General features: G+C 52.9%; 23 protein-coding genes and 3 pseudogenes. 23 read left to right on the top strand and 3 right to left on the bottom strand.

The genetic code is table 11. The features are described from left to right. The first annotated feature begins 22 nt into the window (after positions 1–22). The 3 genes from MC50_RS27505 to MC50_RS27495 all read left to right on the top strand — a co-directional run bounded on the left by MC50_RS27505 (position 23) and on the right by MC50_RS27495 (position 1,151). Positions 23–451: an antirestriction protein gene (locus MC50_RS27505; RefSeq protein WP_032700848.1), complete on the top strand. Its 429-nt coding sequence runs from the start codon at positions 23–25 to the stop codon at positions 449–451. Positions 452–528: 77 nt separating this feature from the next. Then, positions 529–720 carry a hypothetical protein gene (locus MC50_RS27500; RefSeq protein WP_032700847.1) on the top strand — a complete coding sequence of 64 codons (192 nt, stop codon included), beginning with the start codon at positions 529–531 and terminating at the stop codon, positions 718–720. A 185-nt stretch (positions 721–905) separates the two neighbouring features. Further along, positions 906–1,151 carry a DNA polymerase III subunit theta gene (locus MC50_RS27495; protein WP_074172513.1) on the top strand — a complete coding sequence of 82 codons (246 nt, stop codon included), beginning with the start codon at positions 906–908 and terminating at the stop codon, positions 1,149–1,151. A 110-nt stretch (positions 1,152–1,261) separates the two neighbouring features. Here MC50_RS27495 and MC50_RS27490 read toward each other — a convergent pair. Then, positions 1,262–1,474 (bottom strand): annotated as a pseudogene (locus MC50_RS27490) (hypothetical protein); the annotation flags it as partial. 92 nt (positions 1,475–1,566) lie between these two features. On the opposite strand from MC50_RS27490, the gene MC50_RS29020 reads away from it, so the two are divergent. The 4 genes from MC50_RS29020 to MC50_RS27470 all read left to right on the top strand — a co-directional run bounded on the left by MC50_RS29020 (position 1,567) and on the right by MC50_RS27470 (position 4,219). Then, positions 1,567–1,815, top strand: coding sequence for a hypothetical protein (locus MC50_RS29020; protein WP_223306709.1), 249 nt, complete (start codon positions 1,567–1,569; stop codon positions 1,813–1,815). Positions 1,816–1,943: 128 nt separating this feature from the next. Beyond that, positions 1,944–2,174 (top strand): CCDC81 family HU domain 1-containing protein, encoded by a 231-nt coding sequence (locus tag MC50_RS27480; RefSeq protein WP_032700845.1) that lies wholly within the window; start codon positions 1,944–1,946, stop codon positions 2,172–2,174. 125 nt (positions 2,175–2,299) lie between these two features. Then, complete coding sequence (locus MC50_RS27475; RefSeq protein ID WP_102047565.1) at positions 2,300–3,607, top strand: DUF3560 domain-containing protein; 1,308 nt, start codon at positions 2,300–2,302, stop codon at positions 3,605–3,607. A gap of 48 nt (positions 3,608–3,655) precedes the next feature. Next, positions 3,656–4,219: a class I SAM-dependent methyltransferase gene (locus MC50_RS27470; RefSeq protein ID WP_032700843.1), complete on the top strand. Its 564-nt coding sequence runs from the start codon at positions 3,656–3,658 to the stop codon at positions 4,217–4,219. 273 nt (positions 4,220–4,492) lie between these two features. Here MC50_RS27470 and MC50_RS27465 read toward each other — a convergent pair. Continuing rightward, positions 4,493–4,736: pseudogene (locus MC50_RS27465) on the bottom strand (hypothetical protein); the annotation flags it as partial. Positions 4,737–5,052: 316 nt separating this feature from the next. Between MC50_RS27465 and ssb the strand changes: the two are divergent. From ssb to MC50_RS27385, 13 genes and pseudogenes are all read left to right on the top strand, one after another. After that, complete coding sequence (gene ssb, locus MC50_RS27455; RefSeq protein ID WP_009654061.1) at positions 5,053–5,601, top strand: single-stranded DNA-binding protein; 549 nt, start codon at positions 5,053–5,055, stop codon at positions 5,599–5,601. A gap of 48 nt (positions 5,602–5,649) precedes the next feature. Further along, positions 5,650–5,883, top strand: a complete 234-nt coding sequence (locus MC50_RS27450) for a DUF905 domain-containing protein (RefSeq protein WP_009654057.1) — start codon at positions 5,650–5,652, stop codon at positions 5,881–5,883. A gap of 67 nt (positions 5,884–5,950) precedes the next feature. Next, entirely contained in the window at positions 5,951–8,008 is a 2,058-nt protein-coding gene (locus tag MC50_RS27445) for a ParB/RepB/Spo0J family partition protein (RefSeq protein ID WP_032700842.1), read from the top strand. 43 nt (positions 8,009–8,051) lie between these two features. Next, positions 8,052–8,483 (top strand): conjugation system SOS inhibitor PsiB, encoded by a 432-nt coding sequence (gene psiB / locus MC50_RS27440; RefSeq protein ID WP_004118968.1) that lies wholly within the window; start codon positions 8,052–8,054, stop codon positions 8,481–8,483. Continuing rightward, the gene (locus MC50_RS27435) at positions 8,480–9,208 is read left to right on the top strand and encodes a plasmid SOS inhibition protein A (RefSeq protein ID WP_004118966.1); all 729 of its coding nucleotides are present in this window, start codon (positions 8,480–8,482) and stop codon (positions 9,206–9,208) included. Before psiB ends, MC50_RS27435 begins: the two co-directional genes overlap by 4 nt. Then, a pseudogene (locus MC50_RS29325) lies at positions 9,205–9,364 on the top strand (theronine dehydrogenase); the annotation flags it as partial. The gene MC50_RS27435 and the pseudogene MC50_RS29325, both read left to right, overlap by 4 nt. Positions 9,365–9,611: 247 nt before the next feature. Continuing rightward, complete coding sequence (locus tag MC50_RS27425) at positions 9,612–9,941, top strand: type II toxin-antitoxin system RelE/ParE family toxin (protein WP_004118963.1); 330 nt, start codon at positions 9,612–9,614, stop codon at positions 9,939–9,941. Beyond that, positions 9,922–10,203 (top strand): helix-turn-helix domain-containing protein, encoded by a 282-nt coding sequence (locus tag MC50_RS27420; protein WP_004118961.1) that lies wholly within the window; start codon positions 9,922–9,924, stop codon positions 10,201–10,203. Before MC50_RS27425 ends, MC50_RS27420 begins: the two co-directional genes overlap by 20 nt. Positions 10,204–11,021: 818 nt before the next feature. After that, positions 11,022–11,297 (top strand): hypothetical protein, encoded by a 276-nt coding sequence (locus MC50_RS27405; RefSeq protein WP_032700867.1) that lies wholly within the window; start codon positions 11,022–11,024, stop codon positions 11,295–11,297. Between the two features lie 56 nt (positions 11,298–11,353). After that, positions 11,354–11,512 carry a hypothetical protein gene (locus MC50_RS27400; protein WP_162180130.1) on the top strand — a complete coding sequence of 53 codons (159 nt, stop codon included), beginning with the start codon at positions 11,354–11,356 and terminating at the stop codon, positions 11,510–11,512. A 25-nt stretch (positions 11,513–11,537) separates the two neighbouring features. Further along, a complete protein-coding gene (locus MC50_RS27395; protein ID WP_047665736.1) occupies positions 11,538–11,885 on the top strand; it encodes a hypothetical protein in 348 nt (115 codons plus the stop codon). A 93-nt stretch (positions 11,886–11,978) separates the two neighbouring features. Further along, complete coding sequence (locus MC50_RS27390; protein ID WP_032700834.1) at positions 11,979–12,125, top strand: hypothetical protein; 147 nt, start codon at positions 11,979–11,981, stop codon at positions 12,123–12,125. Between the two features lie 684 nt (positions 12,126–12,809). Further along, positions 12,810–13,340, top strand: coding sequence for an antirestriction protein (locus MC50_RS27385; RefSeq protein WP_032716647.1), 531 nt, complete (start codon positions 12,810–12,812; stop codon positions 13,338–13,340). A gap of 37 nt (positions 13,341–13,377) precedes the next feature. On the opposite strand, the gene MC50_RS27380 is transcribed toward MC50_RS27385, so the two are convergent. Further along, positions 13,378–13,857, bottom strand: a complete 480-nt coding sequence (locus tag MC50_RS27380; protein ID WP_032716648.1) for a transglycosylase SLT domain-containing protein — start codon at positions 13,855–13,857, stop codon at positions 13,378–13,380. Positions 13,858–14,281: 424 nt separating this feature from the next. Between MC50_RS27380 and traM the strand changes: the two genes are divergently transcribed. The 3 genes from traM (at position 14,282) to MC50_RS27365 (ending at position 15,903) form a co-directional block, all read left to right on the top strand. Continuing rightward, positions 14,282–14,671, top strand: a complete 390-nt coding sequence (gene traM, locus MC50_RS27375; protein ID WP_032700831.1) for a conjugal transfer relaxosome DNA-binding protein TraM — start codon at positions 14,282–14,284, stop codon at positions 14,669–14,671. A 200-nt stretch (positions 14,672–14,871) separates the two neighbouring features. Beyond that, positions 14,872–15,561 (top strand): hypothetical protein, encoded by a 690-nt coding sequence (locus MC50_RS27370; RefSeq protein WP_071889125.1) that lies wholly within the window; start codon positions 14,872–14,874, stop codon positions 15,559–15,561. 177 nt (positions 15,562–15,738) lie between these two features. After that, positions 15,739–15,903 (top strand): TraY domain-containing protein, encoded by a 165-nt coding sequence (locus tag MC50_RS27365; RefSeq protein ID WP_032444506.1) that lies wholly within the window; start codon positions 15,739–15,741, stop codon positions 15,901–15,903. The last annotated feature ends 26 nt before the right edge of the window (positions 15,904–15,929 follow it).

The raw sequence follows: 15,929 nt of genomic DNA, 5'->3' as shown, positions 1-15,929 counted from the left end.
ATGTGATGACGGAGGTTTTACCATGCAGTATGTGACAACGCGCCCTGTCCTGAATGTTGAAGAGTCCGATCGGCTTTCTTTCCTGCCGTACATGTTCGGCACGGATTTCATGATCGCAGAATTACAGGTGTATGCTCTGGCGAAAAAATGGATGCCTGAAGTTGACGGCGGTTTCTGGCACTTCATCCGCTTACCAGAAGGGGGTGGCTACATGATGCCTGATTGCGGGCGGGTTCATCTGGTGAACGGTGAAAACTGGTTCGATCGTACCGTCAGTGCCGACGCGGCGGGCATTATTCTGACCAGCCTGGCAGTTAACCGTCGTCTGGCGTCCTGGCATGACTGCGGTAACCCGGCCCTGACCCACCTTTACATGCTGCGTGATGCCCAGATCTGGGATCACATTACCTTTCACCCGGAATGCAACGCCATTTACGCCGCGCTGGACTGATTAACGACCCGGACGGCATGTATCCAGTAACGGAATCATACACGGCGGGGAAATCCCGCCGGTTAAGGAGAATACCGATGAATATTGCAACAGAAACCCGTGAAATACTCCGACAGTACAAAGCCCTGATTAATGCCCGCCGCCGTGATGCCGGTCAGCGGGAACTGACAACCGCACAGGTCATGGATGAAATCTGCGAGTACATGACCTGTCAGTGTGCCGTGTATCTCGCCGGTCATTTCATCTTACAGGGTGGAAAAGGACGGTAAGCACGATGGCAGGCGCAGGAGGAGAGGGCGCCTGTCTGCCCGCGCGCAAAACCCTGGCAGGCTGTGCCTGCCGGAGAGGCGTTTCGCCGCGCCTGCGGCGCCGCACACGCTCTCTCCGTTACTGGTCGATAAGATCGACGAAAGGGGATACTCTCTCCTGAGTTGTTTCTTAACCGGTAATGCCGATGTCAAAGTGGAATATCGCCTCTTTCTCAAAAGAAGAACAGGACAAAGTCTCCGTCGATAAAGCGGCCGCTGCCGTCGCATGGCAGGAGCGTATGAACAAGCCTGTTGTGCCCGAACTCGCGGAGCGTGAACAGCCTGGGCATCTCCGTGAGTATTTCCGGGAAAGATTGCGTATTCACAGACTGAACAGTCAGCAGCTGCCGCGCGCAAATGCTCCTGAATATCAGAAGACAGAAGAAAGTTAAGGAGAGTGGGCCAGTGGTTGCTTTCCTGAATTCAGCCTGGCACAGCATTGTGCTGTACAGAAAAGGAAAAAATTTCCGTTCCTGACGTTCCTTTTTCACGACGGGCGTCCAGGCGGGCTGTCGTGAACGGAGCCAGCCTGGCTGTCTCCGCCCTGCCGGGCTTCCATCCCATGACGCAACGTCAACGGCAGGCTTACAGCCTCCGTTCCGGAGGCGCCGCCCTGTCGCGCCGTGCCCTGCGCTCCCTGCACCCCGGCCAGTGACCGCCGGGCTGTAAGGGGCACCGCCGTTTCGCGTGCCGCGCTCCGACGCTGCGGCGGGTCCCCGCTCTGTTCCGCTCCTGGTGCATCACCCGTTTAAGCCCCTTTCGCCTGGGCTGAGACAAGCACAACCCGCCTGGCTGTCCAGGGCCGGCGTGGCCTTTCGCAATAAATTTTCCCCGGCCATTCCGCAGGCTCCATTAGACCGGAAAAAATTTCCCGCTCACCCCGGACATCTGCACCGGGCCGTGCTCGTTGACGCCCTTGCGGCGAAGGTTCTCAAACGGGTGAAGTTTATACCATCGGGAATATCGCAGCCGGTTCCCGCAAACGTCAAAACCGCGGCTCCCGAAACTCAACGGGTGATGTTCTTTAAAAATCAGGAAAAAAACGATGCTGATTAAAGGAGGCAGAAGAAGCAGACAACGAACCGCAGAAATGAAAAAAGCAGGGTAGCCCCTGCTTAATCCACGCCGTAAAAATCGCTCGAACGGTTCTACGGCTTCATTAACTACCAGAAGGAGTTAACGTAATGATCGTTACCATTGTTTCACCTTCCGCAGAGGCTGTAAAGCCTCGCCGTCATCCGCGCATTTTCCGCGCCGATATTCCCGCGCCGGAGATTGACCCCGCGTTAAAGGCTTTTGGCCGCCATATCGCCAGAAGTCACCGCAAGGGGCGCGGCGTTCATATCCCCGCGATGAAAAACGCCGCTTTTGGGCAGGTGCTCCGCACGCTCGAACTGAAACGCGCATTTAACTGATGAGGTGAGCCGCCCCGCGAGGGGCGGCAACCGCAGGAAGGAGAAAAGTTATGACTCAGGCTTTTGCACAGACACTCAGTGCTGACACTATCCCGCAGACCGGCGCTGAAGAGGAGATCGGCCAGATGTATCGGGGGACCTATTCCCCGGATGATAACAAGTTGCGGCTTTATGCCTCGCTCCGTCTCGATGAAGAGACGTATAAAAAAGTGCATGATGCGGGGTTCCGGTGGGCGCCGAAACAGGGACTGTTTGTGGCGCCAGCCTGGACACCGGGCCGCGAGGATGTGTTACTGTCTCTCGCCGGTGATATCGGGGACGAAGACAGCACACTCTTTGACCGTCAGGAGCAACGCGCGGAACGCTTTAACGACTACAGCGACAAACGCGCCGGTGAATCTGAGCGGGAGCTTGCGCATGTGGACGCGCTGGCGTCGGCTATCCCCTTCGGTCAGCCGATCCTGGTTGGCCATCACAGCGAACGCCGCGCGCGCCGGGATGCGCAGAAGATTGAAAACGATATGAAACGCGCGGTGATGCTGTTCGAACGCGCAGAATACTGGGAAGAGCGCGCGCAGGCCTCTTTACGGCACGCGAAGTACAAAGAGCGTCCGGATGTGCGTTACCGTCGTATCAAAAAAATTGAGGCGGAATTACGCAAGGCAGAAAAGCACATTGCCCGGTCTGAAAAGTATCTGACGATGTGGCGCGCGCAGACTCTTGATCTGAAAATGGCGTTACTGGTCAGTAATTATGACCATATTTATGCCAGCTTCACGCTAGACAAATACCCCCGCCCGGCAGAGAAAAGCCAGTATGAGGGCTCGATGTCTCTCCATTCTGCCCTGTCTGAGGACATCATTACTTTTGAACAGGCGCGGGATATTGCGATCCGCTGCCATGAACGCACAATCCGCCATCAGCAACGCTGGGTTCATCATTATCGCAACCGTCTGAGCTATGAGCGCGCCATGCTGGATGAAAGCGGCGGTGTGGTCACCCGGACACAGGAATTTGAGCCTGGCGGGCAGGTGCTGAGCCGGGGCGAGTGGTTAACCATCATCCGCATCAACAAAAGCAATGGTCAGGTTAGTTCGGTGGAAACTCCCTGTTACCGTTTTCTGGGCTACGGCGGCACCATGAAACTGACCCCGGACCGCATCACTGACTATAAAGCTCCCTCAGCCGAAGAGGTCAGCACCGCGAAACAGGCCGCAAAACGTCCCCCGATCGTCAACTATCCGGGGGAGGGATCCCGGGAGATGACCAAAGCCGAATGGGCCAGAATGCCGGGGGACTATAAGGCTGTCCGGGGTGTGGCCGAAACTGAGACGCACGGCGCGTACCGCTTTCGCCGCTGCATGACGCACGGCTGTACGCTGGTGAATGTCTATATCACTGACATGAAAACCGTTGAAATTCCGAAAAAATGACAGGCAGACTCCCCGGCAGGTTGCCGGGGAGATCAGGGAGGTTGACTTATGCACAGAGAACTCAGGGCGCGTATTCAGACGATGCGGGCCAGGCTGGATGACCGGATGCCTGTGACAGAAATCCGGGCCAGTTCACAGCTGTTTGTCTCGCCCGATCCGCTCTGTCGTCGGCTGGTCAGTCTGGCGGAGGTGGTGGACTCTGATCATGTTCTGGAGCCCAGCGCCGGAACGGGCGCCATTCTACGGGCGGTCAGGGAAGGCGCGCCACGGGCACAGTGTGACGCCGTGGAGCTGAACGCGGATTTGGTCTGCCATCTCCGGGATCATTTCCCGGGCGTCAGCGTCTGGCTGGGTGATTTTCTGGAATACCGGCCGGAAAAGCACTACAGCAAAATTATCATGAATCCACCGTTTAACCATGCGCAGGATATCCGGCATATACAGCGGGCAGTGACGCTGCTGGCACCCGGCGGCGTGGTCACTGCGGTCTGTCTGAACGGGCCGCGACAACAATCCATACTGAAGCCGCTTGCTGATGTCTGGGAGCCATTGCCGCGAGGCACATTCACGTATACCGACGTTTCAACTGTTCTGCTCAGGATAGCTGCCTGAAAGCCGGTTAGCCCGGCGGGGGAGTGTGCCCCCGTCTGGCCGCGCCGGAAAAGGCCGCACGCCTGCGGCGCAGGAGGACCGGGCCGCGCTGACGCGCCGCCGGCTCTCCCTCTCCGCGTTCATCCTGTCCCTCTCTTCCTTCTGGTATTCTGGTTTACTGTTGTTCCTTTTTTCCTGTTCCGGATGAGCCGCTGATGGAGCGTGGTCATCCATCTGTTTCTGCCGGCTTTTCTTTTTGCTCTTCGTTTATTTCAGGTCCTGCAGTGGGCGTCCGGGCGGGCTGTCGTGAACGGAGCCAGCCAGGCTGTCTCCGCCCTGTCGGGCTTCCATCCCATGACGCAACGTCAACGGCAGGCTTGCAGCCTCCGTTCCGGAGGCGCCGCCCTGTCGCGCCGTGCCCTGCGCTCCCTGCACCCCGGCCAGTGACCGCCGGGCTGTAAGGGGCACCGCCGTTTCGCGTGCCGCGCCCCGACGTTGCGGCGGGTCCCTGCTCATTTCCTCTCCTGTGCCTTTTCACCGTTTAAGTCCCTTTCGCCGGGGCTGAGACAAGCACAACCCGCCTGGCTGTCCAGGGCCGGCGTGGCCTTTCGCAATAAATTTTTTCCGGCCATTTCGCTTCTCTCCATTAGACCGGAAAAAATTTCCCGCTCACCCCGGACAGCTGCACCGGGCCGTGCTCGTTGACGCCCTTGCGGCGAAGGTTCTCAAACGGGTGAAGGTCATACCTCCGGGAACAAAACAGCAGGTTCCCGCAAACGTCAAAACCGCGGCTTCCGGTAACTCAACGGATGATGGGGTTTTAAAAGCAAAACAACGGAGTAAGGAGAGTCATCATGGCAGCACGAGGCATCAATAAAGTCATTCTGGTTGGTCATCTGGGGCAGGACCCGGACGTGCGTTATATACCCAACGGGAGCGCGGTGGCCAACCTGACGCTGGCCACATCGGAAACATGGCGTGACAAACAGAGCGGGGAACTGCGCGAAAACACCGAATGGCACCGTGTGGTCATGTTCGGCAAGCTCGCGGAAGTGGCGGGGGAATACTTGCGTAAAGGCGCTCAGGTCTACATCGAGGGCCAGCTGCGCACCCGCAACTGGCAGGATGAGGCCGGAACCACACGCTATGTCACCGAGGTGCTGGTCGGGCAGAACGGCACGATGCAGATGCTGGGTGGGCGTCGTGAGGGCAGTTCGTCAGAGAGCGCCGTACCTCATCAGCCCGCACAGCCGCAGACTCCGGTACAACCTGCTGAACCCCCTGTGGCATCCCCGAAAGCGAAGGGCGGTAAAAAAGGCCGTCAGAGTGCCGCGCCGTCCCAGCAACCCCCGCAGCCGTCCCCGGATGATTACCCGCCGATGGATGACGATGCCCCGTTCTGATAACCCGTTTCAGGCCGGCCCTGCCCAGGTGGGGCCGAAAGGAGAGAGATGAGTATTTACGATAACGGTCCGTTACCGGATGACACCTTCACCAGAGCACAGGCTGAAGCGGTGGCGGCACAGTTTGAAAATGTCGCCATTGAAGACGATCAGGGTTCGCATTTTCGCCTGGTCGTTCGTCAGAACGGCGAAATGGTGTGGCGCGCATGGAATTTTGAAGCGGATGCCGGGAAATGGCTCAACCGTTATATCGAACGTTATGGCATCCGTAACACGCAATAAGCAGTAAGAGGTGCCGGACAGGGGGGCTGTCCGGCAGACAGTCATCAATATCAGAGAGGTATCAATTATGTCTGCAACAGAGTCTAAGGTAAAAACTGCACCAAAAACCAGCAAAAAATCGGTGAAACCTGCCGAAGCCGCCGCCCTGAAAGCGGCTCTCGATGCCGCGCCGATTGAGTATGTCCCGGTGACGGCACTGGTAAAATCTCCCCTGAACGTCAGGACCATCCCTTATCCGGTGGAGAAAGTACGCTCAATGGCAGACTCCATTGAAGCGCTTGGCCTGTTGCAGAATCTGGTCGTTCATTCTCTTCATGACGGGCAGTGTGGTGTGGCTGCAGGTGGTCGTCGCCTGAAAGCTCTGCAGCTCCTGCAGAGTGAAAACCGTATCGATGCCGGATATCAGGTGATGGTGAAAAAGGTACCTGATGAACTGGCTGTTGCGGCATCAATGGCAGAAAACGAACAGCAGATGGCAATGCATCCGTCTGAACAGATCGCCGGGTTCCGCACGCTGGCAGCACAGGGGAAAACCCCCGCGCAGATTGGTGACTTGCTGGGGTTCGGTACCCGTCATGTTCAGCGTATGTTGAAGCTGACCGAACTGGCTCCCGACATTCTGGAGGCGCTGGCGAAGGATGAAATCACCACCGAACACTGCCAGTCACTGGCGCTCGAAAGCGATCAGAAACGCCAGGTGGAAGTGCTGGAATCCGCCCGCAAACGGTCCTGGAATAATGAAGTATCAGTGTCCTCGATCCGTAACCTCATTACCTCAGAAGAGGTCTCCACAAACGGCGACAAATTCCGCTTTGTGGGAGAGGCCGCATTCAGTCCGGAAGAAATCCGGGTTGATCTCTTCAGCAGCGAAAACGGCGGCTATGTCAAAAGTGCTTCTCTCGATACCGCCCTGCTGGAAAAACTGCAGAGTATCGCGGAACACCTTCGCGAAGCAGAAGGCTGGTCATGGTGCGATGGCCGCCTTGAACCGATTTCTCACTACGGGAAGGATACTAAAATCTGGCGTCTGCATGCTGTCCCGCCTGTGGCATATACCGAAGCCGAATCGGAACGACTTGCCTTCCTTGCACAACGCGAAGAAGAACTCGAAGTACAAAATACCGGGGATGACGGGGAGCGTGTTGCAGGTGAACTCAATGAGGTCTGGCATGAACAGCAGACCATTGAGTTTCGCGCTGAACACCGGACATGGCCCGATGAAATGAAGCAATCCGCCGGAGTGGTGGTTTCCTGGACTGGTCAGGAGGTGAAAGTACAGCGCGGTGTGGTGCTGTGCGCCGATGAAAAAATAAAGGAGAAGGATGCATCCACCGATCAGGCTCCTGAAAAAGTCGATCCGCTGGACGCCGTCAGTGTCCCGTTGCTGACCCGCCTTTCTTCTGAACGCACACTGGCGGTTCAGGCGGCCCTGTTGCAGCAGCCGCAGAAAGCCATCGCGCTGATGGTCTGGAAACTGTGTAATTCGGTTTTCCATACCACGACGTCCGTCAAAGAGCCGTTCTGCATTAGCGTGAGTGTGTCGCATTACGCGCTGACCCGTGAAGCACCTGACGGTGAAAACAGCGTTGCGTTTCAGGCAATCCAGGCTGAAAAAGAACGCCTTGAAGCCCTGCTGCCGGAAAACTGGCGAAAGGATATGACCACCTTCTTTACGCTCGATGGCGCAACCCTGATGGCGTTGATGGCTTTCTGCACCGCCTGTTCTATTGATGGTGTACAGGGCAAGGATGAGTTTGGTCGTAAACACCAGAGTTCGCTGGATGGGGTGGAAAACGCCATCCAGTTTGACCTTCGCGACTGGTGGAAACCGACGGCTGATAACCTTTTCTCGCACATGAAGCAGCCACACATTGTACAGGCACTCTCTCAGGCCGGACTGACTGGCGCAGCACAGGACGCCGCGAAAATGAAGAAAAAGGATGCCGCTGAACATGCAGAGCACTTCCTGTCAAAAACCCGGTGGGTTCCGGAATGGATGACCAGTGCCGACAACCAGAAACAGCCTGCCGCAAAGTCTGAACTCAGTCTGGCAACGAGTCAGAGCGATACAGACGCTGATGTCGACCACGTCACCGACCATAACAACCCGGCCTGCGCCGCCTGATAACGGAGACGCCGCCCTGGGGGGCGGCGGTAAGGAGAAACCTATGCACACGATCATTACCACCGATGTCCTGAAAACCATGTTCGCCGGAGAGCTGGAAGACTACCGCGCCGCCGGTGAAGATTTTCGCCGTGAACTCACCCATGCCGTGATGCGGGATCTGTCCTGTCCGGAGAGCTGGGACGTCAACGGAGAGTACAAAAGTGAATTCGGCGGATTCTTTCCGGTACAGATCCGTTTTTCCCCCTCTCACGGTCATTTTGATGTGGCGGTCTGCAGTCCGGGAGAGCTGAGTACGCGCTGGATGGTCGTTTTTGTGACCCGTGGCGGCCAGCCGTTCTCCGTTGTTCGTAGCATGGAAACATTTAACCCGGAGTTGATCTCCCACACGCTGGCACTGATAGCGTGTCTCGATACTGACGGCTATTCCTTTGCCAGTATCATCAGCACCCTGGCTCAGGAGGGCGAACTGTGATCCCCTCATCCCATGCCATTGTGACCCTGAAACCTGCACGCCAGGCTGCTTTGCAGGCCATCATGTTCGTGGAAGACGCCCGGTTTCGGGGAGCTCGTTTGCCCTCGATGCCCCATGTCCGCACGTTCCTGCGCATGCTGACCGGTTGCAGTCGAATTAACAGCGCCGTCGCCCGGAGTATTCCCGGCCTGCACCGTGATCCGAAAGACCGGCTGAATAATCTGAAGCAGGTGGAAGAGGCACTGGATACGCTGATTGCCAGTCAGGGGGAATGCTGCCCGCTGCCGCTGACAACCGATGTTCAGGCTGAACTTTTTCCGGAAGTGATTCACACCCGAACCGATCGGCGGATGCAGCGTGAAAATATTGCGTTCACCCGGAGAGTTCGGCGTGAAGGCAAAGAGATAGCACATACCTGGTTGCTGCGACAGAACCTGCTGGGGCAGGCTATCACGGAGCTTAACTTTCAGTCACCGGAGACCGTTAACACCTGGTACCGCCAGTGGGCTGACGAGTTTGACGCGCGGGATCTGGAGCCTGCCTTCTGGAACTGGCGATCGCGGTTTGCCTCGCTGGTCTCCCTGGACTGGCTGCGGGATGCCGGGGAGCCGCTGTATGGTGTCATGCATGAAATCAGCTTCATTGTGAGAGAGACACCGGAGTCTGTGCGTCAGGCAGAACGCTGGCAGGTCCCGAACAAGCTGACACACCGGAGCCGCGGATGAAGTGGCGCTATTCCCCGCGCTGGAAACTGGACCGGACCGCATAAACTGGTCTCCGACGTCGTGGAAGCCGGGAAACCTGCTCCCTAATCGATCATGTCGCGCTGGGTGGCGGGCGCAGGATATGCGGTGTGCGTGGGTTTTCTCTTTGGGAGGCAGAGCGTGCCGCTTAGATTGGTGCCCGGACAAAGGCAAGCAGAACAAATCCACCCCTGGATTATCGAAATACTGGCCTTGTCCGGGCAATCCATCGTAGCCATTTGAAAAGCCACAGGCACGTAAAAATTCTTTCAGTCCGTGATAATGACCAGGCCGCTAAGATAACTGCCAGAAAATTAGCTTATAGGTTAACTTTACTTTGATTGAAATTAGCCTGTAGGTTAATATACAGGAAACGGGAGGTCACATGTTTAGCGTCGTTTATCATCCGGATGCCAGGGAAGAAGCCACAGCATTACCCGTAAAAATCAGGGTGAAGTTTGACCGTCTCATCGGCAAACTGGAATATGATGCCCGGTTGCTGCGGGAACCAGACACCAGGCCTCTGGGCGATGGACTTTTCGAGATCCGCACGATGGGGACGGACATCGCCAGGGGCATATGGGTATACCACAAAGGCAATACCATCATTATGCTGCGGGTTTTCATCAAAAAGTCACAGAAAACGCCAGCGAAAGAAATCGATCTCGCCAAAAAGCGTTTAGCGGAGGTACTCAATGAAACTGGTAAGCCATAAAGAACTGCATAGCGAGTGGATGCAGGACGATGAATATCGCGCTGCATGGCAGGAAGAAGAACGCAAGGAGAAGCTCAGAGAGCTGCTGGCAGAATGGCGTAAGCATGACAACCTGACAAAAGCGCAGGTTGCTGAACGCATGGGGGTTACACCTCCGGTTATTTCCCGCCTGGAAAACAACATCACCAAAGCCAGCATTGACACGCTGACCCGATACGCTCATGCCTGCGGTATCAAGAAGCCTGTCATTGCACTGTACTGAGCAACCGGCCGGGGCTGGCCTTTTGTTTCTGTCAGCCCCAGCATTTTGTCTTATAGCAATTATGCGCATGTGTTGTATCGATTCTCACCGACAGGGCATGACAGAAGGTGGCGTAAATAACCAGAAGGGCAGGGGATAACCTGCCCGACTGCGGGAAAAGGCTGCTCACCTGCGGTGCCGGATAATACCGGCTGCGCTACGCGCCGCCCGTATTATTACGGCGCGGGCTTATCTCATCATGATTAATTATTCATCCCTGTTATATCTCATCCGGCATGCTGCTTTTTATCCCTTCCGGTATTTATCCTTACAGGCGAACCCAATGAATTCCGATCCGGGCGTCGTCCCTTTAGGGACACGGCTGTCGTGAACAGAGCCAGCAGGCTGTCTCTGCCCTGCGGGCTTCCATCCTGACGCAAATTCAAATTCACGCTTGCTGCATCCTTGTCAGGATGCGCCGCTTTCACCGTGCCGGCGATAAAGCTGCCGTCACTTTTATGGCGCCACGCCGTTCCGACGTGTCGGGTGTGTGCATCCTGTCCCCCCGGTGAGGCCATCCCCCGTGTGTCCTCACGCGGAGGGCTGGTCGTAGCACCGCCGTGTCGTCGCACAAGGGGTAAATAAACTCCGCCAAAAACTTTTTGCCAGGGACCGCAAAAACTTTTTGTCTCCGCCCCTTGTTCTCCTCCTTACAGCGTTGCTCCTTTGCCCTGTGCCGCGAGAGAACTCACCAGGGAGATGGACAACCATCACCACAGGAGAAAACCAGAATGCACACACGAAACGTCAAAACCGCCGCTCAAGAATCTTCCAGAAAGATGGGGGGAAAAGCCGTGTCATACACGATCCTCGTTGCTGATAAGCCAAAAAACTCAGAGGAAGAGTGGGACGTCATGGAATTCAGCAGCCTTGTTGCGCTGAAAAAATATCGCAGAAGCCACCCGGAAAAAATGAGCTTCAGCTATGGCTATGCCCTCAGCCGTGGCGTGGATAAGCAGTTCTGTCATATCAACGTGGCTGAAGCGGATCATTTCAAACAGTTTGTGCGCCTGATTGAGCGTGCAGGCTTCAATATCCAGGACAACCAGCTATGAACACACAAAACAACAACGTCAACACCGCCGCTTTTGAATCTACCGAAAGATGGGTTATGGCCTGCCCGGAACCGATCGCAGCAAAGGTACTGGCATTTCACGGAAAGAGCGCCAGCTATGCCTTTAATGTCCTGGCTGATTTGAAAGCTGCCGGTGCGTCATATGCACGTCGAAACATTATCGCAGATATGTTCCGGCGTTTAGGCGTGAAGTAACCAATTGAACCAGAAGGAGAAAACTATGTACTTACACCTCACCGAATCTTCAGCCCGTCCGGGAATGCAGGTGACTGCCGAAGCCGAGCATGAATACTGGCTCAGTCGCCAGAAAGCGGCGGTGAAAGCGCCCGCTGAAATCGACGTTCACGCCTTCCATGATGCGCTGGGCCTGATGTACCCGCTCAAATGGTCAACGAGTGAGAACGGCGGCTGGGAGACGTTCATGCTGCAGGAAATGGTCTGCGGTGACGTGGCAGAGATTTATGCCCGCTATGGAGCCAGATATTTCCGGCTGCGGGATGTGTGCAACCTGAGCCATGCGCAGATTAAAACGCGCATAAAGGAGGGATTTAACCTGTTCCAGAAATGAAAAAAGCAGGCTTTCGCCTGCTCATTCCGCGCCGGATACGTACCCGCAAAAGTTTGCATCCGGCATATGTAAAACCAACATGGAGATTAAACCATGCAATTTGACCCGCAAATCGTCGCACAGGCAAACGCGTTTGTAAATGCTTTACGCAGCGGGAAGCGTGCCCACGTCCCCGCTATGCGCCTGGAATACTGGCAACAGTTTTTGACCGTGGTCTACAGCGGCCTCGGTCTGGCGTGATGTGAAACCTGCCGCTCCGTAAGGGGTGGCTTTTTCAGGAGGTAAAATAAGGAGGCCGCGTAAATAACCGGAAGGGCAGGGGATAACCTGCCCGACTGCAGGAAAAGGCCGCGCACCTGCGGTGCAGAATAATACCGGCTGCGCTACGCGCCGCCCGTATTACTCCGGCGCGGCGTTATCTCATCAATATTCTTTATTCATCCCTGTTACATCTCTTCCTGCATGCTGCTGTTTATCTCTTCCGGAATTTATCTCTGGTGAGAGATTAAATAAATACTGACCCGGGCGTCGTCCCTGTCGGGACATGGCTGTCGTGAACAGAGCCAGCAGGCTGTCTCTGCCCTGCGGGCTTCCATCCTGACGCAAATTCAAAATCTCGCTTGCTGCATCCCTATCAGGATGCGCCGCTCTCACCGTGGCGATAAATACCCGCCATTCTTTGGCCTGAACGTGAATCCAATAAAGACCGGATTGACGTTCAGGGTTGTGTGCATTCTCAATTCTGCGCGATATCGCCCGACATCATCTTTCGCGGAGGGCGGCTTTTAGCATCGCCCGTGGCGTAAATAAAGGGTATATAAACGCTTCGCGCCCCTTTATTTACTCCCCGTCAGCTGCAAATTGCCCTTTGCCGCTCAGTGATGAAGTCGAACGATTTAATAAAACGCGAAGGAGACAACCAGCATGCACACAATACACGTCAACACCGCCACTCGTGAATCAGACGAACAATTTAAAACAGATAAATATCTGCGCTGTGCAGTGACCGATAACAAGGCGTGTCTGGATTTTATCCAGGCGCTCTTTTTTACCCCGTCTGCGGATAATATGGCAGATAACTGGTTACGCCAGCACTCCGATTACGACGGTGGTTTCTGGTCTTACTGGATTATTCCGCAGGGTGTCGGTGGGAATATTGCACCAAACCGTATCCAGTTCATCACCACCCAGACCAGATATATTGCGCCGGAAGGTGAGCAACGTTACAGGATGAACATCCCTGAGAATTATTTTGAGAATGAATTCAGCGCCGATGCAGCAGGAATTATTGCCACGCTGATGGTGATGAACAGTCTGTCCTGGCAGGTGTCAGAAATGGGGCCGGAATATGCACGGATCTGTCATCATCTTGTGTCCCGGCAGGATGCGTTGAGGAATTATGTCAACATTATCCAGCATCCCGAACGTCATTTAATCTGGCGTGCGATTGGTTAGTCGTGTAATGAAAGTAAAGGCCTCACGAATGAGGCCTTTACTTTTTAACAGCATGGGGTTGTCCTGCATTTTTATTGGTTTTGATGGCCCGGTAGATAACCTCAATCTTCCTCGCATATGCCAGTCGTCGCATGGCCTGCCTGTCCGTTCTGCGGAACCCGGCGTTGTAGGCACCGACCGCCTCCCAGCTTATACCCCATTTCTGAAACGCCAGTGCCAGATAATATGCGCCGGTGTAAATATTCAGGCAGGCATCTGTCAGAAGATTTTGCGGTTTAATTCCGTACCGCGACAGTTGCATATGGTGCTGCGAATCGATTTGCATCAGTCCGGCACCGTAGCCTGTTCCCGGATTTTTTCCGATGGCACCCACCACCCATTTTGACTCCTGCCATGAAATAGCCCGGAGCAGATCCGGATCTATTCGATAATCCCGTCCTGCCATATCAAAACAATCCGCTGCCATTGACGAACTGGAAAATAAAAAAAGAGTGAATGCCAGTGCCATTCCTTTCATGGTTATCCCTCCGGGGCCAGATGCCGGAATTACGTTAACCCATCCCAGATGCAGACTCAACAAATATGCACTCCTCACCACAAAATCACCACACCCCACGCAAAATTAAAATTTTGCAGATTTGTATTTAAGAACAGTGACATAACGTACCTTATGTTATTTTATGTAATATAGCGTTATGTGATTACGAGTCGCAAGTGAGTCGTGTATAAGTTGCTGGTAAGTCTATGACGACTTATACACAACTCTCGTATTTATTTTCATATACTTATGATGACTTAACTCTAGACTTGAGTCGTTATATGCATCGTAAGACAACATGCCTAGACTCCAGACTTAAGTTTAGAGTTGTAATGAGATAAAACTAACGTTATCTTCTGATCATAATACCTCATCTGTTGTAAGTTTTAATAAAGGAACTGATATGGCCAGGGTCCAAGCGTATGCCAGCGATGAAGTGGCTGAAAAAATTAATGCAATTGTAGAAAAGCGTAAGGCTGAAGGGGCGAAAGATAAAGATGTCAGTTTTTCAAGTGTTGCCTCAATGCTTCTTGAATTAGGGTTGCGAGTTTATGAGGCACAAATGGAACGAAAGGAATCTGGTTTCAATCAAGCTGAGTTCAATAAAATGTTACTTGAAAATGTGATAAAAACTCAGTTTTCTATTTCTAAAGTTTTGGCTATGGAATCGCTCAGTCCGCATATACAGGGTGACGAGCGCTTTGATTTCAAATCAATGGTTATGAACATAAGAGATGATGCCAAAGAAGTGGTAGAAAGATTCTTTCCTGATACCGATGATGAGGAAAGCTAAATAATCAGATGGGGTAAGAATAATAAACTAAATAATAATAAATTAAAGCGGAATGATCTGCTGTTTTATAGTGACAGGGAAGTGGACTACATTTATCATAGTTTGAGAGGCTGAGGTCTCACAAAATTTGAGAATCGCTGATGTGAAGGGGGCGAACCCTTCACATCAGCTGTCCATAGTATCCTGTATTGGAGGCTCCTATGTGTGCGACGGATCGTAGTCAAAATACTGTATGTAGTCAAACTGTATCCATTCAATACTTGGTCGAAATGCTTAACATTTCATCGAGTCCTTCCTTCATTCGTAATAATCTGGGTGAGTTAGTTCACACAAGCCCTCTTTTCGATAAACTTTTTTTTACAAACAACGATCGAAACTCGTGGTTTTCATCCATCTCTGTTGATGTCGGGGTGGAATTAGTTAAAACGGAAATCAGAGCTCTGACAGGTGGGTCTGCTTGCCTTGTTCAAAACGTTCAGATAAATGATCAAAGATGGACTGTATTTATTGAACGTATTTCTTTAAAAGAGGAGTTATTCAGTAAATGGGTATTTATACAAGATGGGGATGTTCTTCATGATCGTTCAGGAAGATATGCTACATTTGCACTAAAAATGAATAAGTACATTGAAAGTAAGTATGGAGCGTCCAATTCAGATTGGGCAGTTTTTAACTTATATGCTATTGGTTGTTCTCATTCCACTATCTCTAAAATTACTGGTGTGCAAGAACAAACTTCAAAAAATGTAGTAAATAAGATCAAGAAAGACCTGCAGTTTTCTGACAGAGACCACCTTATTATTTCGTCAATTTATTCGTTAAGTTACTCCAGAATTATTCATAATGTAATAGATATACTTAAAAACAGTGTTAATGGTTTGTTATTTTAAAAGTACGTTTCGTACTCTTAAAATGTAAATATAATTTACTCAAAATTTCTCCTTTATTGGTTTACATTTTTATTCGTCAATGTAAACTTTTTTAAGAGTTGGTAACCTTATTTTGGAGGTCGATTGGAAAGAGCGATTAGGAGCAACGCACGACCTGCGCCAGGAAAAAATGTGCTTTTGAAACTGGATGAAGAGACTAATCGTCGACTCATCAAAGCAAAAGACAGAAGTAGAAGAAGTAAAACATCCGAAGCCTATTTGAGACTGAAAGATCATCTTGAGAGGTTTCCGGATTTTTATAACTCAGAACTAACCGTACCAGGAGGTGAACAGGAAGTGTGATTTATCATAATAGTCATAAATCTGTT

Source organism: Klebsiella planticola (assembly GCF_000783935.2).
Taxonomy (GTDB): Bacteria; Pseudomonadota; Gammaproteobacteria; order Enterobacterales; family Enterobacteriaceae; genus Klebsiella; species Klebsiella planticola.
This window is presented reverse-complemented; position numbering and strand designations above follow the sequence as displayed.

Excerpts from the sequence above, each read along its gene's own strand:
- MC50_RS27505 (WP_032700848.1), top strand. The coding sequence starts at position 23 with ATGCAGTATGTGACAACGCGCCCTGTCCTGAATGTTGAAGAGTCCGAT.
- MC50_RS27500 (WP_032700847.1), top strand. The coding sequence starts at position 529 with ATGAATATTGCAACAGAAACCCGTGAAATACTCCGACAGTACAAAGCC.
- MC50_RS27495 (WP_074172513.1), top strand. The coding sequence starts at position 906 with ATGTCAAAGTGGAATATCGCCTCTTTCTCAAAAGAAGAACAGGACAAA.
- MC50_RS27480 (WP_032700845.1), top strand. The coding sequence starts at position 1,944 with ATGATCGTTACCATTGTTTCACCTTCCGCAGAGGCTGTAAAGCCTCGC.
- MC50_RS27475 (WP_102047565.1), top strand. The coding sequence starts at position 2,300 with ATGTATCGGGGGACCTATTCCCCGGATGATAACAAGTTGCGGCTTTAT.
- MC50_RS27470 (WP_032700843.1), top strand. The coding sequence starts at position 3,656 with ATGCACAGAGAACTCAGGGCGCGTATTCAGACGATGCGGGCCAGGCTG.
- ssb (WP_009654061.1), top strand. The coding sequence starts at position 5,053 with ATGGCAGCACGAGGCATCAATAAAGTCATTCTGGTTGGTCATCTGGGG.
- MC50_RS27450 (WP_009654057.1), top strand. The coding sequence starts at position 5,650 with ATGAGTATTTACGATAACGGTCCGTTACCGGATGACACCTTCACCAGA.
- MC50_RS27445 (WP_032700842.1), top strand. The coding sequence starts at position 5,951 with ATGTCTGCAACAGAGTCTAAGGTAAAAACTGCACCAAAAACCAGCAAA.
- psiB (WP_004118968.1), top strand. The coding sequence starts at position 8,052 with ATGCACACGATCATTACCACCGATGTCCTGAAAACCATGTTCGCCGGA.
- MC50_RS27425 (WP_004118963.1), top strand. The coding sequence starts at position 9,612 with ATGTTTAGCGTCGTTTATCATCCGGATGCCAGGGAAGAAGCCACAGCA.
- MC50_RS27420 (WP_004118961.1), top strand. The coding sequence starts at position 9,922 with ATGAAACTGGTAAGCCATAAAGAACTGCATAGCGAGTGGATGCAGGAC.
- MC50_RS27405 (WP_032700867.1), top strand. The coding sequence starts at position 11,022 with ATGGGGGGAAAAGCCGTGTCATACACGATCCTCGTTGCTGATAAGCCA.
- MC50_RS27400 (WP_162180130.1), top strand. The coding sequence starts at position 11,354 with ATGGCCTGCCCGGAACCGATCGCAGCAAAGGTACTGGCATTTCACGGA.
- MC50_RS27395 (WP_047665736.1), top strand. The coding sequence starts at position 11,538 with ATGTACTTACACCTCACCGAATCTTCAGCCCGTCCGGGAATGCAGGTG.
- MC50_RS27390 (WP_032700834.1), top strand. The coding sequence starts at position 11,979 with ATGCAATTTGACCCGCAAATCGTCGCACAGGCAAACGCGTTTGTAAAT.
- MC50_RS27385 (WP_032716647.1), top strand. The coding sequence starts at position 12,810 with ATGCACACAATACACGTCAACACCGCCACTCGTGAATCAGACGAACAA.
- MC50_RS27380 (WP_032716648.1), bottom strand. The coding sequence starts at position 13,857 with ATGAAAGGAATGGCACTGGCATTCACTCTTTTTTTATTTTCCAGTTCG.
- traM (WP_032700831.1), top strand. The coding sequence starts at position 14,282 with ATGGCCAGGGTCCAAGCGTATGCCAGCGATGAAGTGGCTGAAAAAATT.
- MC50_RS27370 (WP_071889125.1), top strand. The coding sequence starts at position 14,872 with ATGTGTGCGACGGATCGTAGTCAAAATACTGTATGTAGTCAAACTGTA.